The sequence below is a fragment of the Mesorhizobium sp. P160927 genome (assembly GCF_057766385.1).
This window is the reverse complement of sequence record NZ_JBYMDW010000001.1, coordinates 3,070,659-3,093,845: the sequence shown is the minus strand read 5'-3', so window position 1 is coordinate 3,093,845 and position 23,187 is coordinate 3,070,659. Positions and strand designations below refer to the sequence as shown.

General features: G+C 61.4%; 17 protein-coding genes, 1 tRNA gene and 2 pseudogenes. 11 read left to right on the top strand and 9 right to left on the bottom strand.

Annotated elements, in window-relative coordinates; translation table 11 throughout:
- Nucleotides 1-2: 2 nt before the first annotated feature.
- The 5 genes from AC3CB8_RS14845 to AC3CB8_RS14825 form a co-directional block, all read right to left on the bottom strand.
- The gene (locus tag AC3CB8_RS14845) at nucleotides 3-1,307 is read right to left on the bottom strand and encodes a glycosyltransferase (protein WP_198030275.1); all 1,305 of its coding nucleotides are present in this window, start codon (nucleotides 1,305-1,307) and stop codon (nucleotides 3-5) included.
- A complete protein-coding gene (locus AC3CB8_RS14840) occupies nucleotides 1,285-1,980 on the bottom strand; it encodes a methyltransferase domain-containing protein (protein WP_198019193.1) in 696 nt (231 codons plus the stop codon). Before AC3CB8_RS14840 ends, AC3CB8_RS14845 begins: the two co-directional genes overlap by 23 nt.
- Before the next feature lie 84 nt (nucleotides 1,981-2,064).
- Complete coding sequence (locus AC3CB8_RS14835) at nucleotides 2,065-3,090, bottom strand: NAD-dependent epimerase (RefSeq protein ID WP_488377318.1); 1,026 nt, start codon at nucleotides 3,088-3,090, stop codon at nucleotides 2,065-2,067.
- Nucleotides 3,090-4,364 carry a nucleotide sugar dehydrogenase gene (locus AC3CB8_RS14830; protein WP_352618388.1) on the bottom strand — a complete coding sequence of 425 codons (1,275 nt, stop codon included), beginning with the start codon at nucleotides 4,362-4,364 and terminating at the stop codon, nucleotides 3,090-3,092. The genes AC3CB8_RS14835 and AC3CB8_RS14830 overlap by 1 nt, the downstream gene beginning before the upstream one ends.
- Before the next feature lie 21 nt (nucleotides 4,365-4,385).
- Nucleotides 4,386-5,663, bottom strand: coding sequence for a sugar transferase (locus tag AC3CB8_RS14825; RefSeq protein ID WP_023783527.1), 1,278 nt, complete (start codon nucleotides 5,661-5,663; stop codon nucleotides 4,386-4,388).
- 539 nt (nucleotides 5,664-6,202) lie between these two features.
- Between AC3CB8_RS14825 and AC3CB8_RS14820 the strand changes: the two are divergent.
- Both AC3CB8_RS14820 and AC3CB8_RS14815 read left to right on the top strand, forming a co-directional pair.
- A pseudogene (locus AC3CB8_RS14820) lies at nucleotides 6,203-7,832 on the top strand (fatty-acid--CoA ligase).
- A gap of 66 nt (nucleotides 7,833-7,898) precedes the next feature.
- Nucleotides 7,899-8,684 (top strand): DUF1499 domain-containing protein, encoded by a 786-nt coding sequence (locus tag AC3CB8_RS14815; protein ID WP_023772879.1) that lies wholly within the window; start codon nucleotides 7,899-7,901, stop codon nucleotides 8,682-8,684.
- A 63-nt stretch (nucleotides 8,685-8,747) separates the two neighbouring features.
- Here AC3CB8_RS14815 and AC3CB8_RS14810 read toward each other — a convergent pair whose 3' ends face one another.
- Nucleotides 8,748-9,656, bottom strand: a complete 909-nt coding sequence (locus tag AC3CB8_RS14810; RefSeq protein ID WP_023772880.1) for an MBL fold metallo-hydrolase — start codon at nucleotides 9,654-9,656, stop codon at nucleotides 8,748-8,750.
- A gap of 115 nt (nucleotides 9,657-9,771) precedes the next feature.
- Between AC3CB8_RS14810 and AC3CB8_RS14805 the strand changes: the two genes are divergently transcribed.
- The 3 genes from AC3CB8_RS14805 to AC3CB8_RS14795 all read left to right on the top strand — a co-directional run bounded on the left by AC3CB8_RS14805 (nucleotide 9,772) and on the right by AC3CB8_RS14795 (nucleotide 11,399).
- Nucleotides 9,772-10,362, top strand: a complete 591-nt coding sequence (locus AC3CB8_RS14805; protein WP_352552768.1) for a biotin transporter BioY — start codon at nucleotides 9,772-9,774, stop codon at nucleotides 10,360-10,362.
- Nucleotides 10,363-10,527: 165 nt separating this feature from the next.
- Entirely contained in the window at nucleotides 10,528-10,881 is a 354-nt protein-coding gene (locus AC3CB8_RS14800; protein ID WP_352552770.1) for a hypothetical protein, read from the top strand.
- A gap of 128 nt (nucleotides 10,882-11,009) precedes the next feature.
- Entirely contained in the window at nucleotides 11,010-11,399 is a 390-nt protein-coding gene (locus AC3CB8_RS14795; protein WP_023783523.1) for a DUF427 domain-containing protein, read from the top strand.
- A 54-nt stretch (nucleotides 11,400-11,453) separates the two neighbouring features.
- Here AC3CB8_RS14795 and AC3CB8_RS14790 read toward each other — a convergent pair whose 3' ends face one another.
- From AC3CB8_RS14790 to ppdK, 3 genes are all read right to left on the bottom strand, one after another.
- Complete coding sequence (locus AC3CB8_RS14790) at nucleotides 11,454-12,194, bottom strand: polysaccharide deacetylase family protein (protein ID WP_352596551.1); 741 nt, start codon at nucleotides 12,192-12,194, stop codon at nucleotides 11,454-11,456.
- A 159-nt stretch (nucleotides 12,195-12,353) separates the two neighbouring features.
- Entirely contained in the window at nucleotides 12,354-13,484 is a 1,131-nt protein-coding gene (locus AC3CB8_RS14785; RefSeq protein ID WP_352727039.1) for a glycosyltransferase family 9 protein, read from the bottom strand.
- 91 nt (nucleotides 13,485-13,575) lie between these two features.
- Nucleotides 13,576-16,254: a pyruvate, phosphate dikinase gene (gene ppdK, locus AC3CB8_RS14780; RefSeq protein WP_023772885.1), complete on the bottom strand. Its 2,679-nt coding sequence runs from the start codon at nucleotides 16,252-16,254 to the stop codon at nucleotides 13,576-13,578.
- A 222-nt stretch (nucleotides 16,255-16,476) separates the two neighbouring features.
- Here ppdK and AC3CB8_RS14775 point away from each other — a divergent pair.
- The 6 genes and pseudogenes from AC3CB8_RS14775 (at nucleotide 16,477) to AC3CB8_RS14750 (ending at nucleotide 23,121) form a co-directional block, all read left to right on the top strand.
- Nucleotides 16,477-16,820: pseudogene (locus AC3CB8_RS14775) on the top strand (VOC family protein).
- A 126-nt stretch (nucleotides 16,821-16,946) separates the two neighbouring features.
- Nucleotides 16,947-17,021 (top strand) — tRNA-Gln (locus AC3CB8_RS14770).
- Nucleotides 17,022-17,532: 511 nt separating this feature from the next.
- The gene (locus tag AC3CB8_RS14765) at nucleotides 17,533-18,981 is read left to right on the top strand and encodes a TolC family protein (RefSeq protein ID WP_023772887.1); all 1,449 of its coding nucleotides are present in this window, start codon (nucleotides 17,533-17,535) and stop codon (nucleotides 18,979-18,981) included.
- Between the two features lie 36 nt (nucleotides 18,982-19,017).
- Complete coding sequence (locus tag AC3CB8_RS14760; RefSeq protein ID WP_023783522.1) at nucleotides 19,018-21,150, top strand: type I secretion system permease/ATPase; 2,133 nt, start codon at nucleotides 19,018-19,020, stop codon at nucleotides 21,148-21,150.
- Between the two features lie 50 nt (nucleotides 21,151-21,200).
- A complete protein-coding gene (locus AC3CB8_RS14755; protein ID WP_352596472.1) occupies nucleotides 21,201-22,490 on the top strand; it encodes an HlyD family type I secretion periplasmic adaptor subunit in 1,290 nt (429 codons plus the stop codon).
- Nucleotides 22,480-23,121, top strand: a complete 642-nt coding sequence (locus tag AC3CB8_RS14750) for a ribbon-helix-helix domain-containing protein (RefSeq protein WP_023772889.1) — start codon at nucleotides 22,480-22,482, stop codon at nucleotides 23,119-23,121. The genes AC3CB8_RS14755 and AC3CB8_RS14750 overlap by 11 nt, the downstream gene beginning before the upstream one ends.
- Nucleotides 23,122-23,187 lie beyond the last annotated feature (66 nt).

The following is a 23,187-nucleotide window of genomic DNA, read 5'->3' as shown; positions in this document are numbered from 1 at the left end:
CTTTAATCCTGGAACTCCTTTCGGGTGGCGCTCGCCAGGCCCATACCCATCGCGAGCAGATACGCGTCAGCCACTATTTCGACACTGAAATCCTGGGCCCGACGTCTGACATCGGGTGGGTTGGCATCATCCAGCCCGGCCAATATCGCGGCCGCGAAGGCTTGCACGTCGCCCACCGCGACAAGCCGCCCCCACTTGCCGTCCTCCAGGATTTCCGCTGGGCCGCTTTCGCAATTCGTGCTCACCACCCTAGCTCCGCAGGCCATCGCTTCGATAATCGTATTGGGAAAGCCCTCCCTTCGCGACGAATGGAGAAACAGCGCGGCGCGGCGCATCCACGGATACGGATTTTTCGAAAAGCCGATCAGGGCGACCGAGGAACGCAACTCGAGTTCATCGATCATCGTCTGCAGCGACGCCCGCAGCGGCCCTTCCCCCACAATCGCCAGTTTGACCGGTCGTTTCCTTACGACCCGTGAAAAGCTGCTAATCAGAGTGGCATGGTCCTTTGCGAAATCGAGGCGACCGACGGCGACCAGCAGGGACCTGCCGTCCTCGTCCGCGAACGGATGATCAATGGGCGCGCTGGCCTGTGCCCGAATGTGTTCGACATCCAATGGGTTGTGGATTGCTTCGACAGAATTCGGGTCGAGCCCGATGCCCCTGATCAGATCGTCCGCAACGCCATGTGAGACGGCTATTATCCTGTCGGCGTAACCATATGTCATTCGCATGAGGAACGGCAGAAATCTCTCACGGACCAATTTCGTATCCGCAAGGGTCCTGGACAGGTTGCTTCTCTCGGATATGACCGTACGCACCCCTTGCCGTGACAGGAAGGACGACACTATTGCCAGGATGTTCGCGTGAGGCAGCGCCGACAGCATCACCCGCGGCTGCTCCGCCTTGACGTAGCGAATCAGGCCGAACAGGGAAAACAGCATGCGAGACGCTTGCAGATCCACTATCCTTATACTGTCTGGAACCAGTGGAAGATATTCCCCTGTCGCACATCCAAGTACGAGATCCGTTACCAACCCGCGCCGGTCGAATTCCCGGGCCAGGGTAAGCATCGCGCGCTCGGTGCCACCTGCCCGCAGCGAGGGGATGAAGACGGCGATCCGGGCATCCGGATCGCCCGACGACTTTCTATCTTTCCCCGTTCGCTTCATCCGATTCAAAGTCCGGCCGCCGCCATACCGCCTCGTTCGGCTCTTGCTCCCCCGTTGGAGAGCAGGCGCAACCGGAAACGCGCCAGGACCGGCGGAGAATATCTTCGACGGATCACTGTTTTCGCCGAAAGACATAGGCATAGGTCTCCGCCGCATCCTTGCCGAGCAAGAGAGCGGTGATGCCAAGCCAGAGGCGCCAGGCGACGAAAGCCGGCACGAAGGAATAGAAGTATGAACTTCTCCAGAACAGGCGCCGCTGGACAAGCTCCAACCCATTTTGCGCCGCGATCCTTTCCACCTCGCTTGGCAGGCATTTGTCGTAGAAAACCGGAAATCCGTCGTGACCCCTGCCTTTGTCGGGATAGATGGCAAACAGCAGCCGCCGCTTGATCCTCTCAGGCAAAATCAGGTTCAACCTGGCGAAAACGGCATTGCGTGATGGCGAGAAAATGGCAACCAAACCGCCCGGCTTGACGCAACTGGCGATGCCGCGAAGCGCGCCCTCTCCATCGCGAACATGTTCCAGGGTCGCCTGGCATATGACCAGATCAGCATCCTGCCTTCCCTTGAACACGGTAAGGTCTGCCTCGATCTGCTCGTCATAGAGTCCATCGGGAGCCTTGGACAGTTCCTCGGCGGCGAGATCAAGCCCTACCAGGACGAGCCCGAGGCGCCGCTTCTGCGGCAGGCTGACGAGCGGTCTTGCGCCTCCACCCAGATCGTAGACCAATGCGTCCGGAGACAGCAGCGCCGGCGCGATTTCGGTTGCGAACGTGTGATTGCCGTCCGCGCGAAGGCGTGGCGGCAAGGCCCTGTCAAGATATTCAGAGACCGCCACGTTCGCGCGTACAAACACCCTCAGCAACGACACTGCCTCCCTTATCGCTTCGCGCTATCCCCGCCCAAAATAATCCTGGTACCACTCGACGAACCGCCCTACCCCGTCGGTGACGGAGGTGCGGGGGCGATAGCCGACGGCCGCCTGCAGCGCCGAAGTGTCGGCGAAGGTGTCGGGCACGTCGCCGGCCTGCAGCGGCAGCAGCTCGATCACGGCCTTGCGGCCGAGCGCGTTTTCCAGTGCCTCGACATAGGCGGTCAGCTTCACCGGATTGTTGTTGCCGATGTTGAAGATGCGCCAGGGCGCGCTGCTGGTCGCCGGATCCGGACGGCCGGAATCCCAGGCCGGGTTGGCCGCGGCGGGGCTGTCGCTGGCACGGATCACGCCCTCGGCGATGTCCTCGACATAGGTGAAGTCGCGCGTGTGGTTGCCGTTGTTGAACAGCTTGATCGGCTCACCGGCCAGGATGCTCCTGGTGAACAGGAACAGCGCCATGTCAGGGCGTCCCCAGGGGCCGTACACGGTGAAGAAGCGCAGCCCCGTGGTCGGCAGGCCGAACAGGTGGCTGTAGCTGTGCGCCATCAGTTCGTTGGCGCGCTTGGTGGCGGCGTAGAACTGCAGCGGATGGTCGGCCGGCCGATGCTCGGAAAACGGCATGTCGGTGTTGGCGCCGTAGACGCTCGAGGTGCTGGCATAGGTCAGGTGCCCGACACGGCTGCCGCGGCAGGCCTCGAGCATGTTGGTATAGGCGATAATGTTGCTCTCGACATAGGCGCGCGGGTTTTCCAGGCTGTAGCGCACACCGGCCTGGGCGGCGAGATGGATCACCCGGTCGAAGGCATGGTCGGTAAAGCAGCCGTCGACCACGCCCCTGTCGGCGAGATCGCCGTGGATGAAATGATAGCCGGCATTGGTCTTGCGGCTCGCCTCGTCCAGGAGCCGCAGCCGCGCCCGCTTGATTTGCGGGTCGTAGTAATCGTTGATGCTGTCGATGCCGACAACCTCGTCACCGCGCTCCAGGAGCCGCCTGGCGACATGATAGCCTATGAAGCCGGCAGCGCCGGTGACCAATACCTTCATCAGAAGCGCCCGTCCGTAACGTCCCTCGGGAACAGCCCCTTGATGTCGTAGATTACGCTGGGGTCCTTGCAAAGTGCCTTCAGGCCCGCAACGCCCAAGCTGCGGAACTGCGCGTGTCCGACAGCGACGATGACGCCGTCATAGCGCTCCGCGGGCTTTTCCTTCACGCTGGCTACGCCAAAGGCGCGCGCGCACTCTTGCGCGCCAACCCAAGGATCCCAGATGTCGATGCTGGCATTGTACTGCCGGAGCTGTGCAACGATATCGGCCACCTTGGAATTCCTCAGATCGGGACAGTTCTCCTTGAAGGCGGCACCCATGACCAGGATTCGGCTGCCCACGACAGGTATGCCCTTGCGCATCATCAGGCGGGCCGTCTGGTCCGCCGCGTGCTGGCCCATGCCGTCGTTGATACGGCGGCCGGCAAGAATCACCTCGGGATGATAGCCGAGTTCCTGGGCTTTGTGAGTGAGATAATAAGGGTCGACGCCGATGCAGTGCCCGCCGACGAGACCGGGTGTGAAGCGCAGGAAATTCCGTTTCGTGCCGGCTGCCTCCAGCACTTCCGATGTGTCGATGCCCAGCTTGCCGAAGATCAGCGACAGCTCGTTCACCAGGGCGATGTTCAAGTCGCGCTGCGTGTTCTCGATGACCTTGGCGGCCTCGGCCACGGCAATGCTGGAGGCACGATGCGTACCCGCCGGCACGATCGAGGCATAGAGCGCGTCGATGGCCTCCGCCGCCTCCGGCGTGGAACCGCTGGTGACCTTCACGATCGTCTGCAACCGGTGCTCGCGATCGCCGGGGTTGATGCGCTCGGGACTGTAGCCGAGGAAGAAATCGCTGTTGTAGCGCAGCCCGGAATGTTTCTCGATCAGCGGTGCGCAGACTTCCTGCGTGCAGCCGGGATAGACGCTGGATTCAAAGATCACCACCGCGCCCGGGGATATGACCTCGCCGACCGTTGTCGACCCCATGACGAGAGGTTTCAGGTCCGGCCTGTTGGCCCGGTCGATCGGCGTGGGCACGGTAACGATGAAAATTCCGCAGTCGCGCAGATCGGCCTTCTCGCTGGTGAACTTCAGCCCTCTGGCGGCGGCGATTTCCTCCTCGCTGGCTTCTAACGTGTGGTCCTCGCCGCGCTTCAGCGCCTCCACGCGCGACGGGTTGATGTCGAAACCGATCACATTCCTGGTCGCCCCGAAGGCAACGGCCAGCGGCAGACCGACATAGCCAAGTCCGATGACAGCTATTTTCCTTGAGGCGAGATCCATTGCTTCCTGCACGTATGATCGCTATCGCGCACCAAAACCGGTGAACATCGTTTTTATGGTCCTGAGAACGATCAGCACGTCCAACCAAGGTGAGAAGTTCTTTATGTAGTAAAAATCATAGTGCAATTTTTCCATGACATCACCGACCGCCGCGACATGGCCCTGATTTACTTGTGCCCACCCGCTCACGCCCGGCCTGACGATGTGCCGGTACCGGTAGAACGGCAGTTCCGCCTCGTACCATTGCGACAGCACGACGGCTTCCGGCCGTGGCCCGATCCAGCTCATCTCACCGCGCAGGATGTTGATGGCCTGCGGCAGCTCGTCGATCCTGAACTTGCGCAGGAAGCTCCCGACCCGCGTGATGCGATCGTCATCCGGTTTCGTGATCGCCTTGTCCTTGTCGCTGCCGGAGCCGACCTGCTGCCTCATCGAACGAAATTTGTAGACGGTGCAGATCCTGCCTCGGTAGCCCATGCGGGGTTGGCGAAACAGCACGGGACCTTCCGAGTCCAGCCGGATCGACAGGGCGACCAGCAGCAGAACGGGACAAAGAATCACGACGAGGACAAGCGCGGAGGTCCAGTCGATGGCTTGCTTGATCTTGAGATAAGCCTGGTTCGGATTGAGCGAGCCGAGCGTGTTCTCCGACAGATGTTCGATCTCGACGCGACCCGTCAGCGATTCGCTGACCTGCTTGACGTGATAGACGGGCGTGCCCGACAGCGCCCGGTCGGCGATGTAGCGTTCCCATTCGGCGCCGAGGTCCGCACGCAAATCGACGACCACACCGTTAACCCTTTCGATAACGATGCCGGGCGACTTTAGCCAGAACCAGTGCACGCCCGGCAACGCCCTGAGGCGCTCGACGTTGCCGCCGGGAATGACGGCCAGCCGGTACGGCTCAAGACGCCGGGTCATGAGGCTCAGGCCGAAATACCACAGCGTGGACTGCGTGAAGCTGGCGGCGGCCTGAAACCGGCTATACTCGAAGCGGAAAAAGAAAATCGTCAGGAAAACTAGACCGTAGGACAGGAGGAATGTCGGCAGGATGTAGCTGGCCGCGGCCACGCCCGGAAAATTGCCAATGCGGCGATAGGCAAGAAAGCCGGTAACATGCGCAATGATGGCAGCCGCAACCGTTATCTGCAGATTGGCCGAATAGATCGCATCCGCATAGGATGCTATCCGGATCAGTGCTGGAGCGATGATCGCGAATGTCAGTCCGCCGACGAGTTGGAAACGAATTCTGAACAGGAAGTGCCGGCTTCCGACAATCGTTGATGTTGCGACATTCAACTTCTTCCCCTTTCCTTCCCCGAAAGGTGCCCGTGTCGGCGATCGCCACTACACTTGGCAGGCTGTTAGTTCGCAAATCGAACCGGACCGCTCACCATTGGCGATTCGACTCAGTCCAAGATCAAGAGCTACGCCAGTGCGACCTCACCAGCAAGCATCTATTTAACGGGACTAGTCGGCAGAAGTTATTATCGGCAGCATTGCTGCATCGTAATTTAAAAGCTGCGGCTAATATTCCGGATTATTCTCCACTCGTTAAGAAAACGGGCGAACCCCGAGCCGATATAAAGGCGATATCTTTGGTGCCGACCAATTGCCCCTGCCAATTCGGCCAACCGCCTGGCCAGACCACCATCGACGGCCGGTCCGGGCCCGATGCAGCCGAGCGAAATCAAAAAGCCGTCCGGATTCAACCGTTTGCCAATACAGGTCGAACTCCGACTTTCGTCCGCTGCGCTTGTGGACGCTGGACAATTCCCCGGTTCGCTTCACAATGCGATCAAAAGCGCACCGCCAAAAGCGTGAGGGAGGAACCCGGCATGCTGGGACTGATGCAGGAATGGCCGCTGCTGTGCCACAAGCTGATCGACAACGCTGAACGGCAACATGGCGTGCGCGAGATCGTGTCGCGCTCGATCGAGGGGCCGATCGTACGCACGACCTATGCCGACATCCACCGCCGTTCTCTCAAGGTCGCCCAGCGGCTGGAGCGAGACGGCTATGGGTTGGGCGACCGCATCGCCACGCTGGCCTGGAACACCGCGCGCCATATCGAGGCGTGGTACGGCATCATGGGCATCGGCGCGATCTATCACACGCTCAATCCGCGCCTGTTTCCCGAGCAGATCGTCTGGATCATGAACCATGCCGAAGACAAGGCCGTCTTCGTCGACCTGACCTTTATACCTTTGCTGGAAAAAATCGCCGGTGCCGTCAAATCGCTGAAAAAGGTGATCGTGCTCACCGACAAGGCACACATGCCGCAGACGACCTTGCCCCAATGCCGTCGCCTATGAGGACTGGCTTGATGAGGTCGATGGCGATTTCGCCTGGAAGACCTTCGACGAAGGCACCGCCGCCGGCATGTGTTACACATCGGGCACGACAGGCGATCCCAAGGGCGTCGTCTACAGTCACCGCTCGAACGTGCTGCACGCCATGATCGCGTCCATGCCCGACGCGATGGGGCTGTCGTCACGCGACACGATCCTGCCGGTGGTGCCGATGTTCCACGCCAATGCCTGGGGCCTTGGCCAGAGCGGCCCGATGATCGGCGCCAAGCTGGTCATGCCCGGCTGCAAAATGGACGGCGCCTCGATCTATGAATTGCTCGATCAGGAAAAGGTGACATTCAGCGCCGCCGTGCCGACCGTGTGGATGATGCTGCTGCAATATCTGGAGGAGACTGGCAAGACGCTTCCCCATCTGGGCAAGGTCGTAATCGGCGGCTCGTCGTGCCCGCGTGCGATCATGACGAAATTCCAGGACAGCTACGGTGTGCAGGTCATCCATGCCTGGGGCATGACCGAAATGTCGCCGCTCGGCACGCTGTGCACCTTGAAGCCGGACTATGCCGGCCTCGAGGGCGAGGCTCGGCTCGACGTCCAAAGCAAGCAGGGTTACCCGCCCTTCGGCGTCGAAATGAAGGTAACCGACGACGAGAACAATCCGCAGCCATGGGACGGCAAAACGTTCGGCCGGCTGAAGGTGCGCGGCCCCGCCGTCGCCCGCGCCTATTATGGCGGTGCGGGCGCGGAGCAATTCGACGTGGACGGCTGGTTCGACACTGGAGACGTCGCCCATATCGATGCCGGCGGCTACATGCAGATCACCGACCGTGCCAAGGACGTCATCAAGTCCGGCGGCGAATGGATTTCGACCATCGACCTGGAGAATCTGGCCGTCGGCCACCCCGATGTGGCGGAAGCGGCGGCCATCGGCGTCAAGCATTCGAAATGGGGCGAGCGGCCCCTGCTGGTCGTCGTTGCCAAGCCGGGCAAGGAACCCACCAAGGCCGGGATTCTCGATTTCATGGATGGCAAGGTGGCCAAATGGTGGATGCCGGACGACGTCGCTTTCGTCGGCGAGATACCGCACACCGCCACAGGCAAGATCCAGAAGATCACCTTGCGTCAGCAGTTCAGGGACTATCGCTTGCCGACGGATTGAGAGGATGTTGCGTGTTTCCGCAAAAAGGCACTAAACCTCATCCGGGTTGGGGCAGCGCAGAGAATAATGGTTAGCATTCCCGAACGGCAAACGTCGAAGGCTGCCGGCTGGTCGCGGCGCACGGGCGCCTTTTCGGCGGTGCTTTTGCTGACGAACTTTGTCGGCCATCGCTTCGGCCTCGTCCAAACGCCGGTCTTCCTGTGGGTGCTGGGCATTGCCGCCCTGCTGGCGGCGCTGGCGCTGCTGTTTGCCGGCCTGGCCTTTGCGAGGCTGTGGAATTTTGGTGACCGTGGTGGCCGTGATCTCACCGTCGGCGCCTTGCTGGCGCTGCTGGTGCTCACCCCCTACGGCGTTGCCGCCTACTGGGCGACGATATATCCGCCGCTGCGGGACATTTCGACCGATTTCGATGAACCGCCCCTGCTCGATGTCAGCGACCGGACCAAGGACATGAACGCAGTGTCCCCATCAACGCCAGGTGAGCAGACGTTGCAGACGGACAGCTATCCATTGGTCACCGCACGCAGCTACGACCTGCCGTTCGAGACCGTCGTCAATGCCGTTGAAACGGTGCTCGACCGGCGCGGCTGGGACCTTTCGGAGCCTTATCCCGAACTCGCCGGACAGACGGAGGTGACCATCACCGCCGTCGCCTCGAGTTTCGTTCTTGGCCTTCCTGCGGACGTCGCCATTCGCGTCACGGATGACGGCGACACGGTCATCGTCGACATGCGCTCCGCCTCGCGTTACGGCCGCCACGACCTTGGCGACAATGCCGCGCGCATCACTGAATTCCTCGCGGAACTGGATCAGGAAGTCGCCGGCCAGATCGGCGCGGCGCCGGCACAATAGCATTTTTCGGGCAAATCGCGCGCCCGCGACCATGGTTGGGTGAACGGGTGGGTGCAGGCAGGGCTATCGGCCTGGCGTGAAAATGCCATCTATTGCGGGAGCGACGTCCGTCGCCACCACGCCGCGCGCCACCAGGTCCTCCAGATGGGCAAGCACCGACAGGCCGGCAGCGCCGTGCAGCCGGGGATCGGTATCCCTGTAGATCGCCTTGACCATGTCGGGGATTGTCCTGTCGCCGGCCCTGATCCGTTCCAATATGGCTCGTTCACGCATTTTGCGATGGGTCTTCAGCCCGCGCATGAAAGCGCGCGGCGCCGTCACCGGTCCCCCATGGCCAGGCAGCAGCAGCCGGTCGCCGCGCTCGATCAGGCGGTCCAGCGATGCCATGTAGTCGGCCATTGCCCCGTCCGGCGGCGCGACGATCGACGTTGCCCAGCCCATGACGTGATCGGCTGAAAACAGGATGCCGGTGCCTTCCAGCGCGAATGCCGCATGGTTGGCGGTGTGGCCGGGCGTCAGGACGGTCCGGATCGCCCAGCCGTCGCCGCTGACCAGTTCGCCGTCCGGCAAGGCGATATCGGGAACGAAGGCGGTGTCGGCGCTGGCGTCGAGCGCATTGGTTTCGCCAATGTGCAAGGGCCTCGCCGGCCGGTGCCGTCCCTCCGCCAGCACTTGGGCGCCGGTGCGCTCCTTCAACCGGGCCGCCAGCGGAGAATGGTCGCGATGCGTGTGGCTGACGAAAATGTGGCTCACCGGCCGGCCCGCTATCAGGTCGAGCAAGGTCTGAAGATGCGCCTCGTCATCGGGTCCCGGATCGATCACCGCCAGCGTATCGTGGCCCACGACGTAGCTGTTGGTGCCGTGGAAAGTGAAGGGACTGGGATTGGGGGCCGTGAGTCGTTGCACGTCGGGGGCCACGCTTACACCTCGGCCGTAAGCGGGGTCGAAGCTGGTATCGAATTTGAGAGCCATGTCGGCGCTTTGTTCCCGGAACGGCAAAACAGATTGCCGCATAGCACGCAAGCCAATATAGGAAAATGCAAGACCGCGATTTCTGGTTCGCGGCAAGATTGGATTGGGGAAGACCATGACAACCGCAACGACGACGCGCCCGCTTGTTTTCCTGGCCTTGCCGCAGGAAGGTGCCGCGCGACTTGCAACGCAGTTTTTGCTGGCGATCGCCGGGACGCTGCTCCTAACTCTTTCGGCCAAGACCAAGGTGATGCTCGGGCCTGTCGACATCTCGATGCAGACGCTTGCCGTCCTGCTGATCGCCGCCGCCTTCGGCATGCGGCTCGGCGTCGCCACCCTGCTGCTCTACATGGCGGAAGGGGCTATGGGCTTCCCGGTCTTCCAGGGCACGCCGGAAAAAGGCATCGGCATTGCCTACATGCTTGGCTCGACCGGCGGCTATCTCGCCGGCTTCGTGGTCATGGCGGCGATTGTCGGCTGGGCCGCCGACCGTGGCTGGGACCGTCATCCGATCAAGCTTTTCAACGCCATGCTGGTTGCCGAAGTGGTGATGATGGTGATGGGTTTCGCCTGGCTGGCGCTGCTCATCGGTCCGGAAAAATCCTGGCAGTTCGGCGTCGTGCCGTTCATCGTCGGCGATCTCATCAAAGTCGCGCTCGCGGCCAGCCTCGTGCCGGCCGTCTGGTCGCTGCTGAAGCGCTCCTGAAATTTGGCCGCCCGCCGGTCGAATTGCAGGAGCTTAAAATAGATTCCATCGGCGCAAACTCCTCGTGGTCGGACCAACCGCAGAAAGTGCCATAATCCGGCCATCGTCGGTGTTAAGCTTCGTTAACGGGCAAAGGGGTGCGATTGGCGACTGAAAGAGGTTCGCATGGACGCGCTCGACGATAAGGTTCTCGAGAGTACGCTTGCCGAAAGCCTGGCCGATCTGGTGCCGGACGAAAAGACTGTTTCCGAAGACGAGTTCGTCGAAGTTGTCGGGGGCGCCCTAGAAGCGGTCGGCGGCACACTGCTGTTCAAGATGTGCGTCCAGAACGAAGGCGAAGGCCAGCACGTCGCGGCGGCATCCGTCGGCGATGGCGGCAATCGCCAGTTCCTGCTGCTCACCTTGCCAACCGTCGGAGGGTCGCTGAAAGTCGAGACCATCTCGAGAAGCAGCAACCCGGTGGCGGGCATCGCGGCCGCCTATGCCGGGCTGATGGACGCCTTCAAAACCGCTGCCTGATTTTCCGCTGCCACGCGAAGGTCAGTCTTGCGCCACGCACGGGCGCTTGGCGTCTGTTTGTTTGTTACCGGGGGCCTTGTTCTATCCGGCCGCCCACCACACCTAAGGTCGGGGCAAGGAGAACCAGCATGGACAAGATCGCCAACCCGGCACCCGGCTTCCAGCGCAATCCCGACAAGATCATCACGATAGAGCCCTATTCCGGGACGGTCACAATCCGCGCCGGCAGTACGGTCATTGCTTCTTCCGCCAAGGCGAAGGTGCTGACGGAGGCCCCCTACCCCGCCGCGTTCTATATTCCGTTCGCCGACATCGATTTCGACAAGCTCAGCCGAACGGATCACGCGACGCACTGCCCCTACAAGGGTGATGCCAGTTATTGGAGCGTGCTGCCGGCGGGCGAAGCGGGCAAGGACGCGATGTGGGCCTATCGGCAGCCCTTCGACGAGATGACCGCCATCCGCGACCACGGCGCGTTCTACGCCAGCAAGGTCAGCATCGAGGCCAAGCCGGACTGAACGCTTCGGCTTGAAGACACTCAGGAGGCATCGATATTCAGGTGATGCCGGCCTCTAGTCCGTGGTGCCGTGGTTGCCAGTTCCGTCGGCATCGTCGAGGCGTACGAAGGTCATGCCCCTGTCCTTGAGCGCCAGCAGGCCCTGAACCACGCCCTCGCCGGCAGCATGGGTCGGCTGATTGATGTGGGAGATGATGACATCACCGTCCTTGGCGGCGGCAATGCGCCTGGCCGTCTCCTTGGCGCCGAGCAGCGAGCCGCCGTCGCCATTGATCGAGAAGCCGGCAATCTTGAAGCCGAGCTTGCGGATCATCGCAATCGCCGAGGGACTGTATTCGGCTGTTGCGCCACGGAACCATTTCGGCGCCGGTTCGCCGGTCGTGGCCAGAGCCGCGGCCCCCGACTCGACTTCGGCAAGGACTGCTTCCGGGCTGCCGGCACTGCGTATGCCATAAATCTTCCGGGGCGTGTCGACAGCCGGAATATGACGGCCACCGTGATTTTCCAGTTCGAACAGGTCGGGATGAGCCCGCATGATCGCCACGGCCTCGGCGTTGCGCTTCAGCCAGACGCCGGTGACGAAAATGGTGGCCGGTATCTTGTTGTCCACCAACGCCGAGAGAATGCGCGTGTCAGTCTTGCCGCCGCAGGCATCGAGCGTGAGTGCAACGCGACCGGTTCCGCTTTCAGCCGGCTTGATGTGCAGCGTGGGTTCGACCAGCGGCGCGCCATGAGCGCTGGATATCAGCGCCACCGACATGGCAATCACGCAGAGATGTTTTTGCGGCAAATGCATCGAACCAAGTTCCCGACCGGTCGGTTTCAAGCCGATATCCCAAGACCCGCATGAAGGCGGAAATCGGACGGGGGATAGCAGAAAAACGCCTGGCGCGGCAATTTGACCTCCCACTTGGTCGACGAGCCGTTCAGCGACAGTCTTGCCGTTCCATCGCCCTCAGCCAGAGCGTTCATTTTTCAGCTCAGTGCGCGCGAGAATTTCGCGCGCCGCTTCGACAACCGGCTTCACCTCCAGGCGCCAAACGCAGCACGCCTTGCTGGGATCGGTTCGGCGACACAAATCCTTGGCCACGCAGTCACATGGCATTGACGGCCGAAGCGCGATGCTGGGCACGCCGACAGGTCCCCAGCGCGACGGATGCGTCAGGCCGAAAAGGCCGACAACCGGGGTGCCGGCGGCAGCGGCCATATGCATCGGCCCGCTTTCATTGCCCAGAAACAGCCGAGCCTGTTCCAGAACGGCCAGCAGGGTCTCGAGCGACAGCGCTCCGACCAGGTCGACCACCGGCGTCGCCGTCTCGGCAACGATCCGCGCGGCGGTTTCACCTTCGCCCGGCCCTCCCACCAGGACGATGCCCAGTCCGGTTTCGGCCGCAATCTGGTCAATGGCCTCGGCGAACCGTTCCGGCTGCCACTGCCGGCCCTTGAAACTCGCGCCTGCGTGGACAGCGACGAAGGCGTTCGGACGGATGTGGTGCGTGCCCAGAAGCGCCAAGGCTTTCGCGGCCTCGATTGGCGGCGGCTGGAGGCTCGGTACCGTCACCCGCAGATCGATGCCGAGCGCTTCAAGAGGGGAGAGATAGCGATAAACAAAATGCTGGCCGCCAAACCCGAATGGTTTGGCGAACACATTGGCGGGCTGCCCCTCCAGCAGCTTCAGCGGCCTTTCCGGGGGATTGTAGCCGACTCGCGTCTTTGCGTTGACCAAGCCGCTGAGAAGCCGAGAGGTCTTTGAATCGGTCAAGTCGATCGTCAAATCGAAGCGGAAGCCGCGCAGTGCCTTCACCGTTGCGTAGAGCTCTTTTCCGCGCTCCAGCGGGGTGCCCCGCGCGCGAGCCCGCCTGAACGGAACCACCTCGGAAGCGAGGCCATGCGCAACCACGAAGCTCTCCAAGTGCGCTTCGCAGAGGAACACAATGCTGGCACCGGGGAATTCGAGCCGAAGGTTCCTAGCGAGCGTCGAGGCGAGGACGATATCGCCTATAAACTTCGTTTGAATGATCAGGATCGAGCGGAACGGAGCGGGTGAAATCTGCAACATATGTTTCCGGAGACGTTTGGCGATCATCACGAAATTGGTCAGAAACAATGGCGAGATTGCGCGATACCTCTAGCACGTTCGCGTGAGTTTTCATACAAAACCGTAAGCTCGGACCGGTCTATCCACGAGCCGTCGTCGTTGTCTGCACTGCGGCCTGCGCCGCTGCCAGCCTGGCGATCGGCACGCGGTAAGGCGAGCAGGAGACGTAGTCGAGCCCGACCTCCTCGCAGAAGCGGATCGACGAGGGATCGCCGCCATGTTCGCCGCAGATGCCAAGCTTGATGTCGGGTCGCGTCGCCCTGCCCTTCTGCGCCGCCATGCGCACCAGTTCGCCGACGCCCTCAATGTCGAGCGAGACGAACGGATCCTGCTCGATAATGCCCTTCTGGCGATACGTCTCCAGGAAGGAGGCGGCATCGTCGCGCGAGATGCCGAAGGTGGTCTGGGTGAGATCGTTGGTGCCGAAGGAGAAGAATTCGGCCGACTCGGCAATGACATGGGCGCGGATCGCCGCGCGGGGGAGTTCAATCATGGTCCCAGTCAAGTAATCGATGTTGACGCCGCTCTCGTCCATGACGCTCTTGGCGACGGCGTCGATGCGCGCCTTCACAAAATCGAGTTCCTTCGCCAGACCGACCAGCGGCACCATGATCTCGGGGACGACCAGCGCGCCGGCTTTCTTGCCGGCCTCGACCGCCGCCTCGAAAATGGCGCGCGCCTGCATCTCGGCGATCTCGGGGTAGGAGACGGCGAGCCGGCAGCCGCGATGGCCTAGCATCGGGTTGAATTCGTGCAAGGCCTCGGTGCGCTGCCTGAGCTTGTCTGCCGACACGTTCATGGCGGCCGCGACTTCGGCGACTTCCGCTTCGGTCTTGGGCAGGAATTCGTGCAGCGGCGGATCGAGCAGGCGGATCGTCACCGGCAGGCCGGCCATGATCTCGAACAGTTCCAGGAAATCCGAGCGCTGCATGGGCAGAAGCTTGGCCAGCGCCGCGCGGCGGTCCTTCTCGCTGTCGGCCAGGATCATCTCGCGCATCGCGACGATCCGGGCGCCGTCGAAGAACATGTGCTCAGTGCGGCATAGCCCAATGCCCTCGGCGCCGAAGGAGCGCGCCATGCGGGCATCGAGCGGCGTTTCGGCATTGGTGCGCACCTTCATGCGGCGCACCGCGTCCGCCCATTCCATGATGGCGGCGAAATCGCCGGACAATTCCGGCTGCAGCATCGCCACGGCGCCCTTGAGCACCTGGCCGTTGCCGCCGTCGATGGTGATGATGTCACCTTTGCGGAAGGTCTGCCCCATCGAGATCAGTGTGCCTGCCTTGTAGTCGACGCGCAGCGAGCCGGCTCCGGACACGCAAGGCTTGCCCATGCCGCGCGCGACGACCGCGGCGTGGCTGGTCATGCCGCCGCGCGTGGTCAGGATGCCTTCGGCCGCATGCATGCCATGAATATCTTCCGGACTGGTCTCGATACGCACCAGGATCGCCTTGCGCCCCTGTGTCTTCAGATCCTCGGCATCGCCGGAGGAAAAGACGATCTCGCCGGTGGCAGCCCCCGGAGACGCCGGCAGCCCGACGCCGATGACGTCTCGCGCGGCCTTCGGGTCGATGGTCGGGTGGAGCAATTGGTCAAGAGATGCCGGATCGATGCGTGCGACGGCTTCTTGCTTCGTGATCAGGCTGTCCCTTGCCATTTCAACCGCGATCCTGAGCGCCGCCTTGGCGGTCCGCTTGCCGGACCGGGTCTGCAGCATCCACAACTTGCCGCGCTCGATGGTGAATTCGAGATCCTGCATGTCGCGGTAGTGCTTTTCCAGGCTGTCGGAGATGGTGACGAAGGACTGGAAGGCATCCGGCATCAGCTTCTGCAGCGACGGCTTGTCGGAACCGGCCGCGATGCGCGCAGCCTCGGTGATGTTCTGCGGCGTGCGGATGCCGGCGACGACATCCTCGCCCTGCGCATTCACCAGGAACTCGCCATAAAGCATTTTTTCACCGGTCGAGGGGTTGCGGGTGAAGGCAACGCCGGTGGCCGAGGTCTCGCCCATATTGCCAAACACCATGGCCTGGACATTGACCGCCGTGCCCCAGCTTTCTGGGATATCGTGCAGACGCCGGTAGGTGATGGCCCGGTTGTTCATCCAGCTTGAAAACACCGCGCCGATCGCTCCCCAGAGTTGCTCGTGCGGATCCTGCGGGAACGGCCTGCCGAGTTCCTCCTCGACCTTGGCCTTGTAGAGCGCGATGACGCCTTGCCATTCGGTCGCCGTCAGTTCGGTGTCGAGCTCGTGGCCGAGGCCGGCTTTCTGGTCTTCCAGGATTTCCTCGAACACCTCGTGATCGAGGCCCATGACGACGTCGGAATACATCTGGATGAAACGGCGGTAGCTGTCATAGGCAAAGCGCGCATCGCCGGAATCGGCGGCCAGCGCCTCGACTGTCTCGTCGTTCAATCCGAGATTGAGCACGGTATCCATCATGCCGGGCATCGACGCCCGGGCGCCGGAACGCACCGAAACCAGGAGCAGCTTCGACGGGTCGCCGAACCGGCGACCGGTCAGCCGGCCGATATGGTCGAGGGCGACCGCGACATCAGCCTCCAATCCCGCCGGGTGGGTGCGACCGTTGGCATAATAGGCATTGCAGACCTCGGTGGTGATCGTAAAGCCCGGCGGCACTGGCAGCCCCAGGCTGCACATCTCGGCCAGGTTGGCGCCCTTCCCGCCCAGCAGATTCTTGTCGCTGGCACGGCCTTCCGCCGCACCATCGCCAAAGGTGAAAACCCATTTGGTCATGCTTGCTCTCCGGTTGCAGGAGATTGGAAAGATTGGCGAAACGCAAAGTTCCATCGTGCCCGACTTTGGAGCGATATGATGCTGCAGTGCGAAAGGCAAGGCGTCGGCAAGCCGTTCGGCCGCTACAATCGATTAAGAAAAAACTCCCCCTGGGCCTGTGGCAAAAAGACTTGCCACCTCACGGCGCGACCTCTAGAACATAAAGGGAACAAGAGGTGCGCCATGAAACAGCCTGGAAAGCTCGACTATCTGGAGATGCCGGCGACCGCCGGCACACTGGATCGGTTGAAGGCCTTCTACAGCGCCGCCTTCGCCTGGTCCTTCACGGATTATGGGCCGACCTATTCGGCCTTCGCCGAGGGCCTGGATGGCGGTTTTCAGGCCGATGCCGCGGAAGCACCGGCCAAGCCGTTGCCCGTGCTTTACAGCGACAATCTGGAGGAAACCCTTCGCGCCGTCGAAAGTGCCGGCGGAACGATCGTCAGGCCGATATCTCATTCCCTGGCGGCCGACGCTTCCACTTCGTCGATCCAGCCGGCAACGAGCTGGCTGTGTGGTCCCACTAGTCCGTTTGTGGATCACCTGGCGCCGATTGCATCGCTGGTCAGCCGAGCGTCTTCGCAGTCATTCATAGCATTGTGCTTTTCGGCTGCTCTGCTAATAACGCGCCGCACAGCGACTCTGACGGCTATTGGGGCGTCGCCAAGTGGTAAGGCATCGGTTTTTGGTACCGACATTCCCAGGTTCGAATCCTGGCGCCCCAGCCAAACGCAGACTCCATTCGAGACCGAAGCACGCGCCGAACAGGCCCTGCTCCCAATACCCTGAGCCCAGACTTGACCAAGAAGTGTCACGCTCGGCCGTGCCTCGGCGATGCACCAACCACACCGGGTGAAAGCGCGACCAGAACATGTTGTCAATCTGGGTGGGGCCGGAGCAAATCCTCCTGCCCCGAACCGTTGAAGGCGCCTTGTTGCGTCCGCAAGAGCAACTTTGTTTGCGGACATGCGTACTCGTCGGCATATGCGAGAACAAGCTTGCTGTTGTCCATCTTCCATATCTTGTCTCGGGCTTCAGCTACCATACCGGCACTTGGTCCCGTCAGCGTCTCAAATGTGTGCTATTTTTGCTACATTTTTTGGCCGTCTGCTTAGATTCTATGATTAAGTCACAGCTTAATAATGAAACGCGGACATTAATTTGCAAGATAGTGGCAAGGCCAGGCGCCAAGCCTGGCTGGGGCGCTCTTAAAAAGCGCGGGGAAACGTGGGTGGGAAAATGAAGACGACAGGTCTGTCGACCAAGGTCATGGGCGTTGGTCTCTTGATGACGGCTACCATGCTGAGCTGCTGGGGGGCGCATGCACTGACACTCAAGGAAGCCATGGCGGTCGCGGTGGAATCCAACCCGGAAATCGGCCAAGCCATCGAAAACCGCGAGGCCATCGAGTTCGAACTGCGGCAAGCAAAAGGGCTCTATCTTCCAAGCGTCGACCTGGAGGCATCCGCTGGTGCTCGCCGTCTGGACAACTCCTCCCGCCGCGCGCTCTCCATCGAGCACGATGCGCTTTATCCCGCGGAGACCGATCTGACGGTTTCGCAAACGCTTTATGATAGTGGCGCAAGGCGAGCCGAACTCAACCGTCAAGCCTCGCGAGTCGATGGCGCCTCATTCCGCGTGCTGGAGCGATCCGAGTTCATCGGGCTGTCTGTCGTCCAGGATTACCTGGAATACATGCTTCAGGCCTCGATCGTGACCGAGGCAAAGAAGAATCTGGGCTTCCACCAAGCGATTCTCCACGACATCAGGGAAGGCATAGCAGGCGGCGGGTTGAACGAAGCAGACCGGCAACAGGCCGAGGAGCGCTTGTTTGCGGCCAAGGCCCGCATGCAGGAGGCTTCCGAGGAACTCGAGGCCTCGAGGATACGCTTCTTCAAGACCGTCGGGAAACCTCTGACCAATGCATCGCGGCCAGGCGATGTTTCCTCTGCGCTGCCAAGGTCCCTGGACGACGCGCTGGGCATTGCGCGGGAGAACAACCCGCGCGTCCACATGGCCAATAGCGATATCGCCGCCGCGGGCTCGCAGGTTGACGCCGCTCGGGCGAAATACGGCCCGTCGGTCGTCGCCGAAGGCGTTGCCCGCGCCGGATACGACATTGACGGCGACAATGGAGACACGTCCGATCTGCAGGCACGGGTGGTGCTGCGGTGGAACCTGTATCGGGGCGGCATCGACAAAGCGAATGAACAGGAGCAGATCCGCCGCGCCAGCGAACAGCGGCTTGGGCTGCATCAGGTTCTGCGGGAGATCGAAGAAGCCGTTCGCACGTCTTGGGATCGCCGCTTCCGGCAAGCCGACCTGGCAAAGACCCTGAAGCTGCAAGCCGCTTCCAACGAGAAGCTGGTTGCCTCTTATCGCGAGCAGTTCAAGGTCGGACAGCGCTCGCTGCTGGATGTGCTGGATGCGCAGAATACGCGGTTCAACACAGCAACGCTGGCGGACACCGCGTCCTACGCATCCCTCTTTGCCCAATACCGGCTTCTGGCGGCAACCGGGCAGTTGCTGAAAACGATGGACATCCAGCCGCCGAAGCAGGCCGCGGCCTATGCCAAGGAGGAATTCGCGGTTCCGGAGATCCCGGACACCGAAACCTATGCACGGACCCCGTCGGAACAGAAGAACGATCTGCCCTTCGACATCCTCGCCCCTGTCAGGAAGAAGTGAGCCTTAAGGAGTGTTAGGGGTTCTGGCGGGCGGGTCGTGAATCAGCAGCCACATATTCTGTCGCCCAAGGAGGCGTTCAAGGCCTGCTTTTCGGCGGTGGCCGCCTATCTCGGCAGGCCGAGCGCCGAGACCGTGCTGTTTGCCGGAGTGCCGATTTCGGACACGCGAATCGAGGTCACCGAGATCCGACATCTTGCCGAGCGTATCGGTCTCGAGACCCAGGAATTCAACCATCGCGACTTCCTGCGCGGTCGCGTGGATCTCCCGGCAATTCTCTTCCGCGTCAGTCAGTTGCCGATCGCCCTGCTGGCGGAAACCGACGGCGACGGGTATCTCACGGCCCCGCAGGAAGACGGGCGCACTACTGTCGGCAAATCCGAGTTGGCCGCAAGTTACATCAGTGGCGGTGTATCCTTCTCCATCACCTATGCCAACGCCACCGAGGGCATGAAGGTCGGCTCGGCGCAGCAGATCGAGCGGCGCCATTGGCTGACGGGGACAATGGGCGCTTTCTGGCGCACCTATTCCAAGGTCGTGCTGTCGGCGATCTTCATCAACCTTTTGGCCATCGCCTCGCCGATCTTCACCATGAATGTCTATGACCGCATATTGCCGAACAAGGCGATATCGACGCTTTGGGTGCTGGCGATCGGCATCGGCGCCGTCATTCTCTTCGATCTGCTTTTGAAAACGGCCCGAGCTTCGCTCATCGACTATGCCGGGCGCAAGGCGGATTTGCGGATATCGTATCTGCTGTTCGAGAAGGTGCTGAATTCATCCCTATCCGCGCGCCCGGGCTCGACAGGCGAATATGCCAACCGCATCACCCAATATGAGTTCGTCAGGGAATTTTTCACCTCCAACACGATCAGCGTGTTCATCGATACGGCTTTCGTCTTCATCTTCCTGCTCGTCATCTACGCGATCGGCGGCTGGCTGGTCGTCATCCCGGCCCTCGCATTCGTGGCGTCGGTAGTCGTTGGCCTGGTCACGCAACGCCGCATCGGCAAACGGGTCGCAGCCTCCATGAATGAAGCCTCCCAGCGCCAGGCTCTGCTGGTCGAGTCAATCTCCACGCTGGAAACGATCAAGTCGCTGCGCGCCGAAGCCTATTTGCTGAGGAAGTGGGGCGAGCATTCGAAGAATGCGGCCAACACCTCCGAGAAGATCAAGCAGCTCTCGGCGGCGGCCGGCAACATCACCCAGGCCATCCAGCAGCTTGTGACGGTCGCCCTGGTCGTGGCTGGAGCCTACGCCTTTTCGGAAGGGCATGTTTCGACAGGAGCCATCATCGGAACGGTGATGCTGGCGAGCCGGGCCGTGGCTCCGCTCGGCCAGATCGCGATCACCCTGTCGAGATTTCGCCAGGCCATGCTCTCCTTGAGAATGGTGAATTCCATCATGGCCCAGCCGGAGGACCGGCCGGATACGGTGGGCTTCGTCAATCGCCCGATTCGCAATGGAGCGATGACGTTCAAGAATGTCGGCTTCGTCTACCCCGGATCGGAAAACGAGGTTCTGTCTGGCCTGAACTTTTCGGTGAAGCCGGGAGAGCGGATCGGCATCATCGGCCGCATCGGGTCAGGCAAGACGACGATGGGACGCCTGATCGGCAGGCTTTTTCTGCCAAGCTCCGGCGAATTGCTGGTGGATGGCATCGACATCCGCCAGTATCACCCGTCAGAGGTGCGCGCCGCCGTCGGCATCGTCGCGCAAGCCGGCGATCTGTTTTCGGGCACCATCAAGGAGAACCTGCTGATGGCGTCTCCGGAGGCGACCGACGAGCAAATCATCGAAGCCGCGAAAGCCGCCGGCGTCGATGAGTTCGTGTCTCGCCACCCGCGTGGCTACGACATGAATGTCGGTGAGCGGGGCACCAATCTTTCCGGTGGGCAGAGACAGACGGTGGCGATCGCCCGGCTGCTTTTGACCAAGCCGAAGATCGTCTTTCTGGATGAACCGTCCGGCTCGATGGATCTGGCGTCGGAACGGCAACTGATAAAGCAACTCAAGACCGCTTTCGACCACAACACGACGCTGATCGTCTCGACGCATCGCTTCAGCATGCTCGAATTGGCTGATCGCCTTATTGTTGTCGAACAAGGAAAGATTGTTGCTGACGGGCCAAAAGAACAAGTCATTCAGGCGCTGCAGAGAACGAATTCCTGAATGAACAAATTATATCGGGCTGAAACCGATATAATAACGGGACGTGGGAAATGCTTGCCAGGGAAGACCGCCCGCCGCTTTTTGCGACGGCGTCCATATTCATCATAGGGGCGCTCTTCGTCGCCTTTGTCGCTTGGTCGTCCTTCGCCGAGGTCGACGAGATCGCGCGTGGCGACGGCAAGGTCATACCGGCCTCCAAGACCCAGGTCATTCAAGCCAGCGAGCCGGGCGTCGTTCAGGAAATCGCCGTGAAGGTGGGGCAGGTCGTCAGGAAGAACGACCTCATTATCCGTCTCGACAATACCTTGAACACGTCCAGCCTCGGCGAACAGCAAGCCAAGGCGCGGGCCCTGCAAACACGCATCGCCAGGCTCAAATACGAACAGAGCGGCAGCATCACCGGATCGTTTCCCTGTCCGCAGGACATCCAATCCGTGGCGCCGGAAATCTGTGACAACGAGCAAAATCTCCTCGTTGCCCGGCGCGAAAACTTCGACAACAAGCTGTCGGTGCTCAAGTCGCGACTCGACCAGCGCGAAAAGGAACTGGACGAGGCGGACGCCAATCTCGACCGCCTGACAAAAAACCTGGCGGTGAGCGACCAGCAAGCGAAGCTGGTCGAGGGGATGGTCAAGAAAGGTCTGATGGCAAGGACCGAGCAGCTTAAGGTCGAGCAGGAACAGACCGAACTCAACGGCCAATTGAACCTGGCCGGCGAGACGATAAAGAAGGGCAAGTCGGCGATCACCGAGGCGCAGCTCCAGGTCGAGGAACTCGGGCTGCAGTTGAAGCAGGAAGCGCTCGATGACCTGACGCAGGCCCTGGCCGATCTTTCAGTGGTGGACGAAACCATTCGCGGCGCGACCGACAAGGTCGCGCGAACGGATATCCGCTCGCCGGTGGACGGTATCGTCAACACGATGGAACTGAACACCGTCGGCGCCTTCGTCCAGCCGGGTACTGTCGTGGCCGGCATCGTGCCCACTTCCGAGACATTGCTGGTCGAAGCGCGTGTTTCGCCCCGCGATGTCGCCTTTATCCGCCCAGACCAGGATGCCTTGATCAAAGTCACGGCTTACGATTTCTCGATCTTTGGCGGCATCGAAGGCAAGGTTTCAAACATAACCGCCGACAGCCTGGTCGATCAGAAGACGGGCGAGCCCTACTATCAGGTGCGTGTTTCAACCGATAGATCGACACTGGAGCGAGACGGAAAGGTATATTCGATCATCCCCGGCATGATCTGTTCCGTGGATATCAAGACCGGTCGCAAGACGATCCTGAGCTACCTGCTGAAGCCGATCAACAAAGCCCGCCAGGAGGCAATGAGTGAGCGCTAGCGCCACCTCTCCCGCGACCGGTAGCGACCTCTTGCTTCTGCCCCTCCCGACAGAAGATTTCGAACTCGAGTTCCGCGTCGTGGCGCGCGGCGGTATCAGGCGCGGCATTCGGCTGGAACGGGCTTTCTGGGTTTCGCTGAAACAGATGGCTGAGAGCCGCAAATGCACGATCGGCATGCTGGTCGACGAGATCGCCGAAGGTCACGCGGAGAAAGGAAACCTGACCTCGGCAATCCGCGTGGCCTGCATCCGCGAGTTGGGGCGCGAGAATTTGAATTTGCGCAGGCTTGCATCTATCAGGACGATAAACGCCATTCTACTTGCCTGCCCGTCGCCGGCCTTCGCCTTGGCCTCGACGAAGAAGATCGTGACGTTCAATGCGCCGTTCCAGCAATTGGTCAAACGACAATTGCCGGCGGCATTCGACGAAGACACGCGCCAGGACCTGAAGCTGGCGCTGGATCTCAACGTGGCCGATATATTCGCCCGCCTCGACACCAATGGCGACGTTGCCGTTGCGAGCGGATTTGTGATCGGAGCCGGCGAACGCCGTTATCGGGGCCAGCTGAACGTGGTGCGTGCGCCGGTGCTGGATCTCGAATTGCTGATGGCCTTTGTCTTCAACGGCTAGCGCCATTCATCGGTTCGCGCAAACGCCGAACGGCCCTATGTGCTTGACGCAATTCCGCCGGAAAAC